A 14,249-nucleotide genomic window follows, 5' to 3' on the forward strand; every position below is an offset into this window, starting at 1 on the left:
ACGTTAGCTCAGTCGAGGTCGTCAGGGTGGGCCGAGGCGCCACTGTCGGCGAAACTCAGACCGTGTTTGCGCAGTTTGTCGTGCAGGGTCTTGCGCGGAATGCCGAGGGCTTCGGCGACGCTGCGCACGGAGCTGTGCGAGCGTGCCAGTTCGGCGGCGATGAGGGTTTTTTCGAAGTTCTCCACTTGCTCGCTCAAACCGCCGCTGACGACCTCGATCCTGTTGCCAGCGCCGCCTTCCGGCGTGCTGTTGTCGAGGGCCAGTTCCAGCCCGAGGGCAAAACGCTCGGCGGCATTTTGCAGCTCGCGCACGTTGCCGGGCCAGGAGTGACGCAGCAGCAAGGCACGTTGCCCCGGTTGCAGTTCATGGGGCGGCAAGCCGTGGCGGGCACTGGCTTCATCGGCAAAATGCTGGAACAGCATCAGCGCATCTTCGCCCCGTTCACGCAGCGGTGGGATCCGCAGCGGTGCGACGTTCAGGCGGTAATACAAGTCGGCACGGAAACGCCCTTGATCGGCCGCCTGACGCAGGTCTTCCTTGGTCGCGGCGATGATGCGGATGTCCAGCGGGATCAGTTGGTTGCCGCCCAGGCGTTCAACCACCCGCTCTTGCAGCAAGCGCAGCAATTTGACCTGCACATCCAGGCTCATGCTTTCGATTTCATCGAGGAACAGCGTGCCGCCATTGGCGAATTCGAACTTGCCGATGCGGCGTTTCTGCGCGCCGGTGAAGGCGCCGGGCTCGTGGCCGAACAACTCGCTTTCGACCACTGATTCAGCCAAGGCACCGGCGTTGATCGCCACGAACGGACCGTTGCGACGGCTTGATAAATCGTGCAGCGCCCGGGCCACGACTTCTTTGCCGGCGCCGGTTTCGCCGAGGATCAGCACGTCGGCCCTGGTCGCCGCCAGGGCGCCGATCTGCTCGCGCAGGCGCAGCATCGAAGGTGAGTGGCCAACCAGCCGCGTGCTCAGCTCGTTGCGGTCGCTCAAGGCCAACCGCAGGCTGCGGTTGTCCAGCACCAGTCGGCGCAGGGCCAATGCGCGGCGCACGCTGTCGAGCAGGGCGTCGCTGGCGAAGGGTTTTTCCAGAAAGTCATAGGCCCCGGCACGCATGGCCTGCACTGCCAGCGGCACATCGCCGTGGCCAGTGATCAACAGCACCGGCAGCTCAGGGTCCTGGGTGTGCAGTTCAGTCAACAGTTCCAGACCGTCCATGCCGGGCATGCGGATGTCGCTGACCACCACCCCTGGCCAGTCGCGTTCAAGTTGCGCGGCCAGGCCCTTGGCTTCGGCCAGCGGCAGGATTTTCAGGCCGGCCAGGTCCAGCGTCTGGCTCAAGGCCTGGCGCAAGTGGGGGTCGTCGTCGATCAACACGACCTGAATGCGGTTGTCGATGGTCATGCACTTCGGTCCTCGGACGGTTGCAGGCTCACGCCCGGTGCGCCTGCGCGCAGCTTCAGGGTAATCAGGGCGCCGCCCTCCTTGTGGTTGGCGAACGACAGTTCACCGCCGAAGGCGCGCATCAGGGTTTCGCAAATCGCCAGCCCCAAACCGAGGCCCTGGGTGCGGGTCTTGGTGGTGTAGAACGGCTCGCTGGCGCGCCCAAGGGCTTCCATGCAAAAGCCGGGGCCATTGTCGCGAATGTACAGGTTGACGCCATCGGCCGTGGATTGGGCACTGAGCCAGAGTTTACGTGGCGGGCCTTTTTCCGTCAGGGCATCCAGGGCGTTGGCCAGCAGATTGCCGAGTACCTGGCGCAAGCGGGTTTCCCCGGCTTCGACCCACAGGGTGGCGGCGGGCAAGTCGCGGATCAGTTCGACTTCCATGCTGCGTCGGCGCTTGGCCAGCAAGGCCAGCGCATCGTCCAGCGCCGGTTGCAGGGCGACGCTTTCCGGGGCGTGGCGGTCGCGCCGGGCAAAGGCGCGCAGGTGGGCGATGATCGAGGCCATGCGACCGGTCAATTCGCTGATCAGCTTGAGGTTGCCGCGGGCATCGTCGGTGCGCTGGTGATCGAGCAATACTTCGGCGTTTTCCGCGTAGCTGCGAATCGCTGCCAGCGGCTGATTGAGTTCGTGGCTGATGCTCGCCGACATGGTGCCCAGTGCCGACAATTTGCCGGCCTGCACCAGGTCATCCTGGGCGCGTACCAGCTCCTGCTGGGCCTGTTCGCGTTCCAGCACTTCCTGTTTCAGGCGCCGGTTCAGGCCTTCGAGGTCGCTGGTGCGCTCGGCGACCCGACCTTCCAGCTCGCGGCGGGCCTTGGCTTCGAAAGCGATGCGTTCGAGGTAATGGCGACGGCGCTGCATCATCAGGCCGAGCAGCAGCATCAACACCAGCAACGCTGCGCCACCGATGGCCACCACCGTGCGCACCGGACGGTCGATCAAGGTGCGCGGGGCGAGGATGCTGACGTCCCAGCCGGTTTCGGCGATCTGCTGGGTCTGGGTCAGCCAGGCGTTGGGGTTGAGCTTCAGCGGTTGTGGATCGCGGGTTGGATAGGGCTGGATCGCCGTGATGGCTTTGTTTTCGTCCTCGCTCAACGGGCGGGTCGAGCGGAATCGCCACTCCGGTCGCGAGGTGAGAATGACCACGCCATTGTGGTCGGTCAGCAGCAGTTGTTCCGGGGTTTTGCCCCACAGGCTTTCGGTGTGGTCGAGGTCGACCTTGACCACCAGCACGCCAACGATTTTTTCGCCATCGCGCACGCCAGCGGCGAAGAAGTAACCGCGCTTGGCGGAGGTCGTGCCCAAACCAAAGAAACGCCCGAGCCGCCCGGCCATGGCTTCGCTGAAATACGGCCGGAAGGAAAAGTTGCGCCCGACAAAACTGTCGTGTTTGTCCCAGTTGGAGGCGGCCAGGGTCTTGCCGGTGACGTCCATCAGGTACATGACTTCGGCACCGGTCTGGGTGGCGATGTTTTTCAGCAGGCGGTTGGCGTTGCCTTGGGTGACGCCATCGTCCGGCGCACCGAGCACGGCGCGCAAGGCCGGCAGGTCGCCGAGGATCTGCGGCAACACTTCATAGCGATGCAAGGTACCCAGGAGGTTGGCGACGTAGAGGTCGAGGGTCTGACGATTCTGACTGGCCAGCTCGCTGCGATAATAACGCTCGGCGAGATGCTCCAGCGGCCACAGCAACGGCGCCAGGCACAGTGCCAGCAGGGCCAGGCTGCGCCAACGGGGTCTGGAGGGGAGAGTCGGTTTCATGAGCAGCATGCGCCTGTGGGTACAGGCGCATTATGCCTAGGCTTGCCCGCCTTGGGTCAGCTGCATCTTGATCGGCGAGCTTCAGCCGGCCTATCAGGCAAAGACGTCGGCATCCTTGAAAAATACCCCGGCCTGATCTTTCGCCGACAGCTGCGGCGTGCCTTGCAGTTGCCAGTCGACGGCCAGGTCCGGGTCGTCCCAGCGAATGCTGCGCTCGGCCGATGGCGTGTAGTAGTCAGTGGTTTTGTAAAGGAACTCGGCAAACTCGCTCAAGACCACGAACCCGTGGGCGAAACCTTCCGGGACCCAGAGCTGGCGATGATTGTCGGCAGACAGGCGCACAGCGACCCATTTACCGAAGTGCGGTGAGCTGCGACGGATGTCTACGGCGACGTCCAGCACTTCACCGACCGTGACGCGAACCAGTTTTCCCTGGGTATTTTCCAGTTGGTAATGCAGACCGCGCAGCACGCCCTTCTGCGAACGGGAGTGATTGTCTTGAACGAATTCAGTGTCCAGTCCGGTGGCCTCTTTGAAAGCCCTGGCGTTGAAGCTCTCGTAGAAGAAACCACGTTCGTCACCAAAGACCTTGGGTTCGAGGATCAGAACACCGGGCAGGTCGGTGGTCACTACATTCATGGTGTTTCTCCAGTAACAGGCGTTTGATGGCCGTCATTCTTGCGCAAAGCGCCATTCGAGGCGAGTACCGGAACAAGCCCGCTCCCACAAATGCCCCCATACCGGCTTCCGGGGGGTTGCGTATCACCCGAACCAGTGGCGATATAGGCGCCTAATAAAATTTCAGGGGTCGTTGTATGCCGCTCGCCACGTTGATTCATCGCGCCAGTTTGCCCAGCCCGCAGGTGTCTGCGGAGCAAGCGCTAGGGCTGCTGGAGGAACATTACGGGTTCAGCGGCAGGTTGCAGGCCCTTGGCAGCCAGCAAGACCTGAACTACCGAGTCGACAGCGAGCGGGGACGTTTCGTCCTGAAAATCTGCCGTGGCGACTACTCGGTACTGGAACTTCAAGCACAACATGCCGGGCTCAAGCATCTGGGCGAGCACCCCGATGTACAGGTGCCGCGTGTTATCGCGGCGAAAAACGGCGCAGACCTGCTGTCGCTGGACGTGGGTGGCCAGGCGGTGCACGTTCGCCTGCTCGATTACATCGAAGGCCAGCCGCTGACGAGCCTCGGCTATTTCAACCCGACGGTGGTGTCTGGCTTCGGTCGCCTGTGCGGTGAAATGGACCTGGCCCTGGCGGATTTCGACCATCCGGGTCTGGTGCGAACCCTGCAATGGGACGCCCGCCATGCTCACGCCCTGATCGCGCACTTGTTGCCGGTGATCAAGGATGAAGCCCGGCGCAAACTGATCGTCGATGCATCCGGGCAAGCCGAGCGGCATCTGCAGCCACTGCAGGACAAACTGCCGGTGCAGGCCATTCACATGGACATCACCGACGACAACGTGGTGTGGCAGCGCGATGCGCAGCGCCATTGGCAGCTGCAAGGCGTGATCGATTTCGGCGACTTGGTGCGCACCTGGCGCATTACCGATCTGTCGGTGACCTGTGCCGCGCTGCTGCATCATGGCGAGGGCGATCCGTTCTGCATTTTGCCGGCAATCCAGGCGTATCACGCGGTCAACCCGTTGCAGCACGAAGAACTACTGGCGTTGTGGCCGTTGATCGTCGCCCGCGCGGCGGTGTTGGTGCTCAGCGGCGAACAGCAGGTCAGCATCGATCCGGGCAATGCCTACAGCCGCGACAATCTGGTCCATGAATGGGAAATCTTCCGTGTGGCCACGTCGGTGCCGTTGGCGTTGATGGAAGCGGCGATCCTCACCGCCGTCGGCCAGAACCTGCCCACCATCGGCAGCGAAGGCTTCGCGCCGCTGTTGCCGAGCCTAGTGGGGCGTGAGTTCGCCTTGATCGACCTGGGCGTGCTCAGTCCGCATTTCGAAGCGGGGAACTGGGAGCAGGAGGGCGTCGATCAGCGCCTGCTGGATGAAGCGGCCGTGGCACATGGCCTGGCGGCCAGTCGTTACGGGCAATACCGCCTGTCCCACACCCGCCCGGACAGCGCCGCTGAACCTGACACTTGCCCGTTGCACGTCGAGTTGCGTGTGCCTCAGGGCACGGCGGTCGAAGCACCGTTTGCCGGGGTGGTGCATCACCCATCGGCGGGCGTGCTGCAACTGGACGGTCCGCAATTGAGTGTGCGGCTTTGGGGCGTCACGCCGTCGCTGCACAGCGGCGCGGCCCTGGTCAAAGGCCAGGTACTGGGTTCGGTCAGCGGGCCTTTGATCGTGCAGTTGTGCCGTAGCGCGTCGATCAATGCGCCGTTGTTCTGTACTCCTTCGCGCGCGGCGACCTGGCAAGCGTTGTGCCCATCGCCGGCTGCGTTGCTCGGGCTGGCCTGTGATGCCGAAGCCGAGCTCGACGGACCGACCCTGCTGGCCCGGCGCGATGCCAGCTTCGCCCGCACGCAAAAGCACTACTACGTTGATCCGCCGCGCATCGAACGCGGCTGGCGCAACCATTTGATCGACATGCAGGGCCGCTCCTACCTCGACATGCTCAACAACGTCGCGGTATTGGGCCACGGCCATCCACGCATGGCCGCCGTCGCCAGTCGCCAGTGGTCATTGCTCAACACCAACTCGCGCTTCAATTACGCAGCTGTGGCCGAGTTCTCCGAACGTTTGCTGAAGTTGTCCCCTGACGGTATGGACCGCGTGTTCCTGGTCAACAGCGGTAGCGAGGCCAACGACCTGGCGATTCGCCTGGCGTGGGCCTACAGCGGCGGCCGCGACATGCTCAGTGTGCTGGAGGCCTATCACGGCTGGACGGTGGGCGCGGATTCGGTGTCGACCTCGATCGCCGACAACCCCAAGGCGTTGAGTAGCCGCCCGGACTGGGTGCACCCGGTGACCGCGCCAAACACCTATCGCGGTGAATTCCGTGGCCCAGACAGCGCGCCGGATTATGTGCGTAGCGTCGAGCACAACCTGGCGAAAATCGCCGAGCAGAATCGCCAACTGGCCGGTTTCATCTGCGAACCGGTGTACGGCAATGCCGGCGGTATCTCGCTGCCACCAGGTTATTTGAAACAAGTCTATGCAATGGTCCGGGCCAGGGGCGGCGTGTGCATCGCCGACGAAGTGCAGGTGGGCTACGGGCGCATGGGCAATTTCTTCTGGGGCTTCGAAGAGCAGGGCGTGGTGCCGGACATCATCACCATGGCCAAGGGCATGGGTAACGGCCAGCCACTGGGCGCGGTCATCACCCGCCGGGAAATCGCCGAGGCACTGGAGGCCGAGGGTTACTTCTTTTCGTCCGCCGGTGGCAGCCCAGTCAGCTGCCAGGTCGGCATGGCCGTGCTGGATGTGATGCAAGAGGAAAAACTCTGGGAGAACGCCCAGGTCGTTGGCGGACACTTCAAGAGGCGCCTCGAAGCGTTGATCGATATTCATCCGTTAGTGGGCGCGGTGCACGGTTCCGGTTTCTACCTGGGCGTCGAACTGATCCGCAACCGCGAAACCCTGGAGCCGGCCACCGAAGAAACCACCGCACTGTGCGACCGCTTGCGCGAGCTGGGGATCTTCATGCAGCCGACCGGCGATTACCTGAACATCCTCAAGATCAAGCCGCCGATGGTCACTTCGCGCCAGAGCGTGGACTTCTTCGTGGACATGCTGTCGAAGGTGCTCGCAGAAGGCCTGTAAACACATCCCCCTGTGGGAGCGAGCCTGCTCGCGAAGCGGTCTGATAGTCGAAGTTTCTGTTGACTGACACGACCCCATCGCGAGCAGGCTCGCTCCCACAGGGATGGTGGTTTAGTTCGATTGATATCGACTTTCTATCGGTTGTTTTTGTAACTCTGGATGTAAGGTGCTTTAAAAGCCGATATTTATCGGATATAAAGTGGCCAGTCCACGGCGTGTACCAATGCGCTTCCATTTCTGTCAGGTATCAATGTCACTCCGGAGTCCTGAGCCATGACCACGTTGAACAGCACCCCTCGCGCCGACGGCTTCTACATGCCAGCCGAATGGGCACCCCAAACCCAGACCTGGATGATCTGGCCAGAGCGCCCGGACAACTGGCGCCTGGGGGGCAAACCGGCACAAGCCGCCCATGTGGCAGTGGCCAAGGCCATCGCCCGTTTCGAGCCGGTAACCGTGGCGGTTTCCGCCGGCCAGTACGAAAACGCCCGTGCCCGTCTGGACGTGCCGAATATTCGCGTGCTGGAAATGTCCAGCGACGACGCCTGGGTTCGCGACTCCGGTCCGACCTTCGTCATCAACAACAGTGGCGAAGTCCGTGGCGTGAACTGGGACTTCAATGCCTGGGGCGGTTTTGACGGTGGCCTGTATTCGCCGTGGAACCGTGACACGCAGGTCGGCGGCAAGATCCTCGAGATCGAGCGCAGCCCGCGCTACCGCACCGAAGGCTTCGTGTTTGAAGGCGGTTCGATTCACGTCGACGGCGAAGGCACCCTGATCACCACCGAAGAATGCCTGCTCAACCGCAATCGCAACCCACACTTGAATCGCGGGGAAATCGAAGCGGTCCTGAGTGCGAACCTGGCTGTGGATAAAGTCATCTGGCTGCCGGATGGCTTGTTCAACGACGAAACCGACGGCCATGTGGATAACTTCTGCTGCTACGTGCGTCCGGGTGAAGTGCTGCTGGCCTGGACCGATGATCCACAGGACCCGAACTACCCGCGCTGCCAGGCGGCGATGAAAGTGCTGCAAAGCAGCACCGACGCCAAGGGTCGCCCATTTACGGTGCACAAGATGCCGATCCCGGGTCCGCTGTTTGCGACCGAAGAAGAGTGCGCCGGAGTCGATCCAGTCGATGGTACGCAGGAACGTAATCCTACTGTTCGTCTGGCCGGTTCCTACGTGAACTTCCTGATCGTCAACGGCGGCATCATCGCGCCGAGCTTTGACGACCCGCAGGATGGCCCGGCAAAGGAAATCTTGCAGAACCTGTTCCCACAGCATGAAGTGGTGATGGTGCCTGGTCGCGAACTGTTACTGGGGGGCGGCAATATTCACTGCCTTACCCAGCAGCAACCCGCGCCGCACAAGGAGTGAGTGAGGTCGTAACAGCTTGAGTTGATTGTGAAATCCCTCAGGCTGTCGATCAGCCACCAGCGTTGCACGAAGCCCGCGGCCCTACAGGCCTGCGGGCTTTTTTGTATCCGCTTGGCCACACTTCAGAAACCTTGGCACAGCTCTTGTATCTCTGCTGTTGTAACTCGGGGTGGGGAGGACTTCGATGTTCTGTCATAAACCTTGGATAAGTTAGCCGCTCACAAACCGGGAGAGAGCGCTGAAATGAACGCCGAAGTGAACGTAGTGAGCGACAAGGCGTTGCATCCCCTGGCAGTAAATAGCGAATCGCTCCAGATCCTGGCGCACTGGTTCAAGTCCAATGGAATGCGTCAGATCAGCGAAACTGATCCGCGCCGGACGATGATCGAGCGTTACCCTGCTGGTTTATTCAGCGAGGCGGAACTGGATGCGTTGTGGGATGTGATGGAAGGATAAGAAGAACAACAACGGATTGAACAAGAAAAAGCGCTGCCGGGATGGCAGCGCTTTTTTTTGCGCGCAGATTCATGCAATCACCACGATCCCTTGTAGGAGCGAGCTTGCTCGCGATGGCGTCCGTTCAATCAATATAAATGTCGACTGACCCACCGCTATCGCGAGCTTCCACAGGGTTTTGAGACGCAACCATTCGACCGATTCAAGCAACAGACTGAAAGCCAATCTGGCGTTTTTCCGGGGCCGCTGCGGCACTAACCTGCCGATATCGAATTTTCCTGAATTCCTGTCGGAGCCTTCCCATGATCCTGCATTACATCTACGACCCCTTGTGCGGCTGGTGCTACGGCGCCAAACCGCTGTTGCAGGCCGCCCAGGCTGTGCTGCCCGTGATTGCCCACGGCGGCGGCATGATGACGGGGGCCAATCGGCAAAAGGTTTCGCCACAACTGCGCAATTACGTCATTCCCCACGACCGGCGCATTGCCGAATACAGCGGGCAGCCGTTCGGTGAAGCCTATTTCGAAGGTCTGTTGCGTGATCACAGCGCCGTGTTCGACTCGGCTCCACCCATCGCTGCGGTGCTGGCTGCCGAGCAAATGGCAGGTCGCGGGCTGGAGTTGTTGGGGCGTTTGCAGAGTGCTCACTACGTGGAGGGGCGCCGCATCGCCGACGAATCGGTACTGTTTGAACTTGCCCACGGCATGGGGCTGGACCGCGAAGCCTTCGAAAGGGCCTTCAGGGCGGCCGACACCGAAGGCCATATCAGGAACAGCCGGGCTCTTTTGGCCAAGGTTGGCGGGCAGGGCTTTCCGACCCTGGCGCTTGAGCACAATGACCAGTTCACCCTGATCGATATCGGGCCATGGCTGGGCAAACCCCAGGCATTTGCGCAGTGGCTGAGTCAGTCGCTCCCTGATCAGGACGCAAATATTTCCGTAGCAGCCTGTGGCCTCGATGGCTGCGTTGATTGAATATTCCTGCCGCGTAAAGCAATTTCTTAGACGGTTTTCGCCTGTTTTTAGAAGATTCATGAAATTGACACATCGTTGAGGGCGCAGCTACGATTCGGCCCAACGCCTGTGGCCGACCGCCACGATCAAAAATTATAAAAAGGCCCGCCGCGAGAAATCGTGGGCGGGCCTTTTTGTTTTCGTCATGAAAAAAGAGCGCGATAGCGCCGTTTCGGCCGTTCGACACAGCGCGTATCAACCGGAAATAAGGAAAAGAACACGATGTTGAACAAGCGAATCAGCCTGATCGCTCTGGGGATGTTGAGTGCTACACAGGCCATGGCGAACGACCAGGCCGAATCCAAGGGTTTTGTTGAAGACAGCAGCCTCAAAGTGCTGCTGCGCAACGCCTACATGAACCGTGACTTCAAAGACGGCAACCCGGATAAATCCGAGTGGGGCCAGGCTGCCATCGGCACGTTCTCGTCCGGTTTCACCCAAGGCACCGTGGGTGTGGGTGTGGATGCTTTCGGGCTGTACGCACTGAACCTGGAGCGCAGCGAAGACCGTAGCGGCGCGCAAGGCATCGATTTCTTCAAAAAGGGCGACAGCGGCCAGCCGGCGGACGACCTGTCCAAAGGCGGCGCAGCAATCAAGTTCCGCCTGTCCAGCACCACCCTGACCTACGGCGACCAGATGCCGGCCCTGCCGGTGCTGAACTACGACAACTCGCGCCTGCTGCCGGAAAGCTACACCGGCACCTTGATCACCTCCAAAGAGATCAAAGGCCTGCAACTGGACGCCGGTCGCTTCACCGCCGAATCGCGAAAAAGCGCTGAAGGCCGTGACAGCGGCGGATTGAAGTCGATCAACGTATTGGGCGGTAGCTACCAGTTCACCGAGCAATTCAAGGCTGCGCTGTACGCTTCCGACGTCGAAGACGTGCTGAAGAAACAATACGTGAACGCCAACTACGTGTTCCCGATCGACAAGGATCAGTCCCTGACCCTGGACTTCAACGGCTACCGCATCAAGCTGGAAGACTCCTACGTCCGCGAAAACGGTATCACCGGCGACGACAACAAAATCTGGAGCCTGGCGGCCACCTTCATCACCGGCCCGCACTCGTTCACCCTCGCGCACCAGCGCAGCACCGGCGACAGCAACCTGGGCTACGCCTACGGCGGCTACCAGAAAGACCAGGGTCGCATCGGCGACGGTGGCAACACCATCTACTTGGCGAACTCCTACTGGTCCGACTTCAACGCCGAAGACGAACGCAGCTGGCAACTGGGCTACGGCCTGGACTTCAGCACCTTCGGTGTACCGGGCCTGAGCTACAACGTGGCCTATGTGCGCGGCGACAACATCACCACGTCCACCAGCGAAGGCGGCACCGAGCGCGAGATCTTCAACCAGATCAAATACGTCGTCCAAAGCGGCCCGGCCAAAGACCTCAGCGTGAAACTGCGCAGCTCGGTCTTGCGCGTGTCGCAGAAGTCGAGCGAGTACAACGTCAGCGGCAACGAAGTGCGTGTGTTTGTGGATTACCCGATCAATATTTTCTGATGATGGGTTGTGGTGTCGAGGTCTGATGCAAGGCTGAGACAAAAGAAGAAGCCCCGACTGGTTCGGGGCTTTTTTTGAATAAAAACGCTGAAACGAAAGACTAATTGCCCTTATCTATCCTGACACCTAGAGTTCGCGCTGTACGCCATTGGCGCATAGTGGGGACTGCATGATCTTCATCGAGATGCCGATTTTTACCACTGACCTTTAACGTCTTCCGGGCCATCAATAAAGGATGGAAATAATGGAAAAAAATCTCTTCAATCGTCTTGTTGAAAGCATGACGCAGATGGATGAGATCGACCGTGGTGAACGGCAGCCATCGCGTGAATTCCATGTCGATGCTGCACAGGTCAAAAAAATTCGTCTCGCCACGGGACTTTCCCAGGCCGCGTTTGCCAAGCGAATTGATGTTCCCGTGGGAACGCTACGTAATTGGGAGCAAGGACGTCGTGATCCTGAGGGGCCTGCCCGTGCACTGTTGCGAGCGATTCATAACGACCCGGAGCATGTGCTTGCAGCGTTGGGTCACTAATCAGTCGATTTCAGCTCAATGATTGCGGTGTTTTCAGCCCCGTCACAAAAAAGTGCAGCCTCCCTCAGGCTGCGATTTTTTTGTTGGATGTCTCATGTCGTCAAAACTAGATTTCGGTAACACGTCTTTCGAGCGTGTCGTCCGCGGCGACATGTTCGGAAGACGTGTCGCAAAAAGTGAAAAATTGCGACACGTCTTAGCGCTTCAGATTGACGCGACGACGTTATTGATTGCGATTGTTCATCGGTGAGTCCAGCACCTTCACCACATCATCGATGATCGCCTTGCTCATATCCTGCAAAAAATGCGACGCCCAAGCGTGCCGATCAGTTTCGCGAACCATGGCCGCGTCAGATGCGAGTAACTTGGCAACATGCAGTAAATCGGAGGCGTGGTAGAGCGCCTGGATGACCGGGACACCGGCAGTGACGCGAAACAGCGGTTCGTTAGCGTGGAAGGAGAAGTGGGTGAGGCCGATAGTTTTGAGATCTTGGGGATTGGTCATTGAGCTTCACCTCCTATTCGCCAGGAGGTGGTAAATGACTTTTGAAGCAGACGGATCAGTAGCATTCATGAGCAAAACTCCCGTATCAAAATGAGAGCTGCCACGTTCGTTATCAGGCGAATGGGTGGCAGCTATGCGCGGGCTGATAAACCGGAGATACAGATCGGCATAGGGGACGGCCTTGCCGTTCCCCTGCCACACCACCCGGCATGCGGGTCCGCACCGGGCGGTTCGAGAGATTGAGGTCAGGACAGACGCGGCAATCCCAGGCGGTCAAACCAAGCCAGATTCAGCACCCGATTCAACCCAAGACAGCTAGTACGCCACCAGCGGCGGGTGTTTCCCACTGCTCTTTGTGCATCATCCCTATTGGCGCCCAGCGCCTGCAGCTTTGTGAAAGCCGTCGTTCCGCGTTTCCATTGTTTCAGTTGAATAGCCCTTAGTCGGTGCCGTATCCATTCCTCCAGCAAACGCAGGATTTTCGGAGTTTGCGACAGACTGAAGTACGCTTTCCAACCCAACAGATACCGGCGAAGGTCATCGACAACCCGCTGCATACTGCGGCCGCAGTTGCGCCGGGTAAGCTGGCGGATTCGCTGCTTGAACTGCTTCTGTGCTTTGTATGAAACCGCGCGCCTGACTTCGCCTCTTCTGGACCAGAACTCGTAGCCCAGAAACTTGCGGCCAAACGCACTCGCCACTGCACTTTTGCTCTCGTTGACGCTCAAGTGCAGCTTTTCATACAGGCGCCGGAGTAATGCCATTACTCGCTCGCCTGCCTTTTGGCTGCAAACATAAACGTTCGCATCGTCGGCATAGCGCACAAAGCAATGCCCTCGGCGTTCGAGCTCACGATCCACTTCGTCCAGCAGCACGTTCGCCAATAAGGGCGATAACGGGCCGCCTTGCGGCGCCCCGCAACGGCGCTTTTCAACCGCGCCATCCTTCATCGTTCCGGCGTCCAGATAAGCCCGGATCAGCCGGATAACCGGCTGCTCTGCAATCCGTTTGCTTAAACGATCAATCAGAATGTCGTGATCGACTCGATCAAAGAACTTTTCAAGATCCACATCCACCACGATTTGCCGGCCCGAGGATACATAGTGCTGTGCCGCGAGAATCGCGCTGTGAGCATTACGACCCGGACGAAAACCGTAGCTGTGTTCACTGAAGGTAGGATCAAGTAGAGGCTGCAAAACTTGCAGTAGTGCTTGCTGGATAAGGCGGTCGGTGACCGTCGGGATACCCAGCTCGCGTTCGCCGCCGTCGGGTTTTGGGATGACCACTTGGCGTACCGGGCTGGGCCGATACGCCCCTGACAACAATTGTTGGCGAATCCCAGCCCACTCTGTCAGCAAATGTTGAGCTGTCTGATCAATGTCCAGACCGTCGACACCCGCTGCACCTTTATTGGCTTTGACTCGCTTCCACGCTTGTTGCAGGTTTTCTCTCGCAAAGGCGCATTGCAGCAACCCTTGCCCTGCGCTTTCGGTATCACCTTGCGGGCAACATGCCTCGTCGCTGACAGGGAGATTCACGGCTTCACCGCTCTTTCTCCGCATCCGCCCCGCGTTTGGCAGGCATCTGACTTCCGGTCGTGTCGCATCAAGGTGGCCTACTACGCTCTCTCTCGTTCGGCCCTTCGTCTTAAAAAAAAAAAGACTACTACGGCCTCTGCTGACTTCTCGCTCCGGCTTGCGCCGTCGCCCTTTCAGGCGCTAGGCGAGATCTCCCCAGGTAAGAACGCAATCCTTCACCGCACAACTGCCGAATCTACGTCGTCGCCCTTTTGACCACTAGAGCTTCGCGGTTATTCGCCCGCTCGCCCTGGCCGACTTCGCCTCATATTCGATTTTTGTACATCAGCTCGCGGCTTCGCTCCACGCTTCCTCCCCACACTCGGTCACCCTCATGC

General features: G+C 59.9%; 11 protein-coding genes. 6 read left to right on the forward strand and 5 right to left on the reverse strand.

Going from position 1 to position 14,249, the window contains the following annotated elements; translation table 11 throughout:
• Positions 1–8 precede the first annotated feature (8 nt).
• The 3 genes from AC3ITY_RS01215 to rfbC form a co-directional block, all read right to left on the reverse strand.
• Complete coding sequence (locus AC3ITY_RS01215; protein WP_489307198.1) at positions 9–1,403, reverse strand: sigma-54-dependent transcriptional regulator; 1,395 nt, start codon at positions 1,401–1,403, stop codon at positions 9–11.
• Complete coding sequence (locus tag AC3ITY_RS01220) at positions 1,400–3,208, reverse strand: sensor histidine kinase (protein WP_489307199.1); 1,809 nt, start codon at positions 3,206–3,208, stop codon at positions 1,400–1,402. Before AC3ITY_RS01220 ends, AC3ITY_RS01215 begins: the two co-directional genes overlap by 4 nt.
• Positions 3,209–3,301: 93 nt before the next feature.
• Positions 3,302–3,847, reverse strand: a complete 546-nt coding sequence (gene rfbC / locus AC3ITY_RS01225; protein WP_223457431.1) for a dTDP-4-dehydrorhamnose 3,5-epimerase — start codon at positions 3,845–3,847, stop codon at positions 3,302–3,304.
• 176 nt (positions 3,848–4,023) lie between these two features.
• On the opposite strand from rfbC, the gene AC3ITY_RS01230 reads away from it, so the two are divergent.
• From AC3ITY_RS01230 to AC3ITY_RS01255, 6 genes are all read left to right on the forward strand, one after another.
• Positions 4,024–6,936, forward strand: a complete 2,913-nt coding sequence (locus tag AC3ITY_RS01230; protein ID WP_489307201.1) for an aminotransferase — start codon at positions 4,024–4,026, stop codon at positions 6,934–6,936.
• A 273-nt stretch (positions 6,937–7,209) separates the two neighbouring features.
• A complete protein-coding gene (gene aguA / locus AC3ITY_RS01235) occupies positions 7,210–8,316 on the forward strand; it encodes an agmatine deiminase (RefSeq protein ID WP_489307202.1) in 1,107 nt (368 codons plus the stop codon).
• A gap of 243 nt (positions 8,317–8,559) precedes the next feature.
• Positions 8,560–8,772 carry a hypothetical protein gene (locus tag AC3ITY_RS01240; protein WP_007972820.1) on the forward strand — a complete coding sequence of 71 codons (213 nt, stop codon included), beginning with the start codon at positions 8,560–8,562 and terminating at the stop codon, positions 8,770–8,772.
• A gap of 302 nt (positions 8,773–9,074) precedes the next feature.
• Positions 9,075–9,746 (forward strand): DsbA family protein, encoded by a 672-nt coding sequence (locus AC3ITY_RS01245; protein ID WP_489307204.1) that lies wholly within the window; start codon positions 9,075–9,077, stop codon positions 9,744–9,746.
• Positions 9,747–10,007: 261 nt separating this feature from the next.
• The gene (locus tag AC3ITY_RS01250) at positions 10,008–11,294 is read left to right on the forward strand and encodes an OprD family porin (protein WP_489307205.1); all 1,287 of its coding nucleotides are present in this window, start codon (positions 10,008–10,010) and stop codon (positions 11,292–11,294) included.
• Between the two features lie 244 nt (positions 11,295–11,538).
• Positions 11,539–11,829, forward strand: coding sequence for a helix-turn-helix domain-containing protein (locus AC3ITY_RS01255; protein ID WP_489307207.1), 291 nt, complete (start codon positions 11,539–11,541; stop codon positions 11,827–11,829).
• A 223-nt stretch (positions 11,830–12,052) separates the two neighbouring features.
• On the opposite strand, the gene AC3ITY_RS01260 is transcribed toward AC3ITY_RS01255, so the two are convergent.
• Together AC3ITY_RS01260 and ltrA are read right to left on the reverse strand one after the other, a co-directional pair.
• A complete protein-coding gene (locus AC3ITY_RS01260) occupies positions 12,053–12,334 on the reverse strand; it encodes a DUF3077 domain-containing protein (RefSeq protein WP_489307208.1) in 282 nt (93 codons plus the stop codon).
• 245 nt (positions 12,335–12,579) lie between these two features.
• Positions 12,580–13,896, reverse strand: a complete 1,317-nt coding sequence (gene ltrA, locus AC3ITY_RS01265) for a group II intron reverse transcriptase/maturase (RefSeq protein WP_489306487.1) — start codon at positions 13,894–13,896, stop codon at positions 12,580–12,582.
• Between the last annotated feature and the right edge of the window lie 353 nt (positions 13,897–14,249).

The organism is Pseudomonas sp. GL_091 (assembly GCF_057837725.1).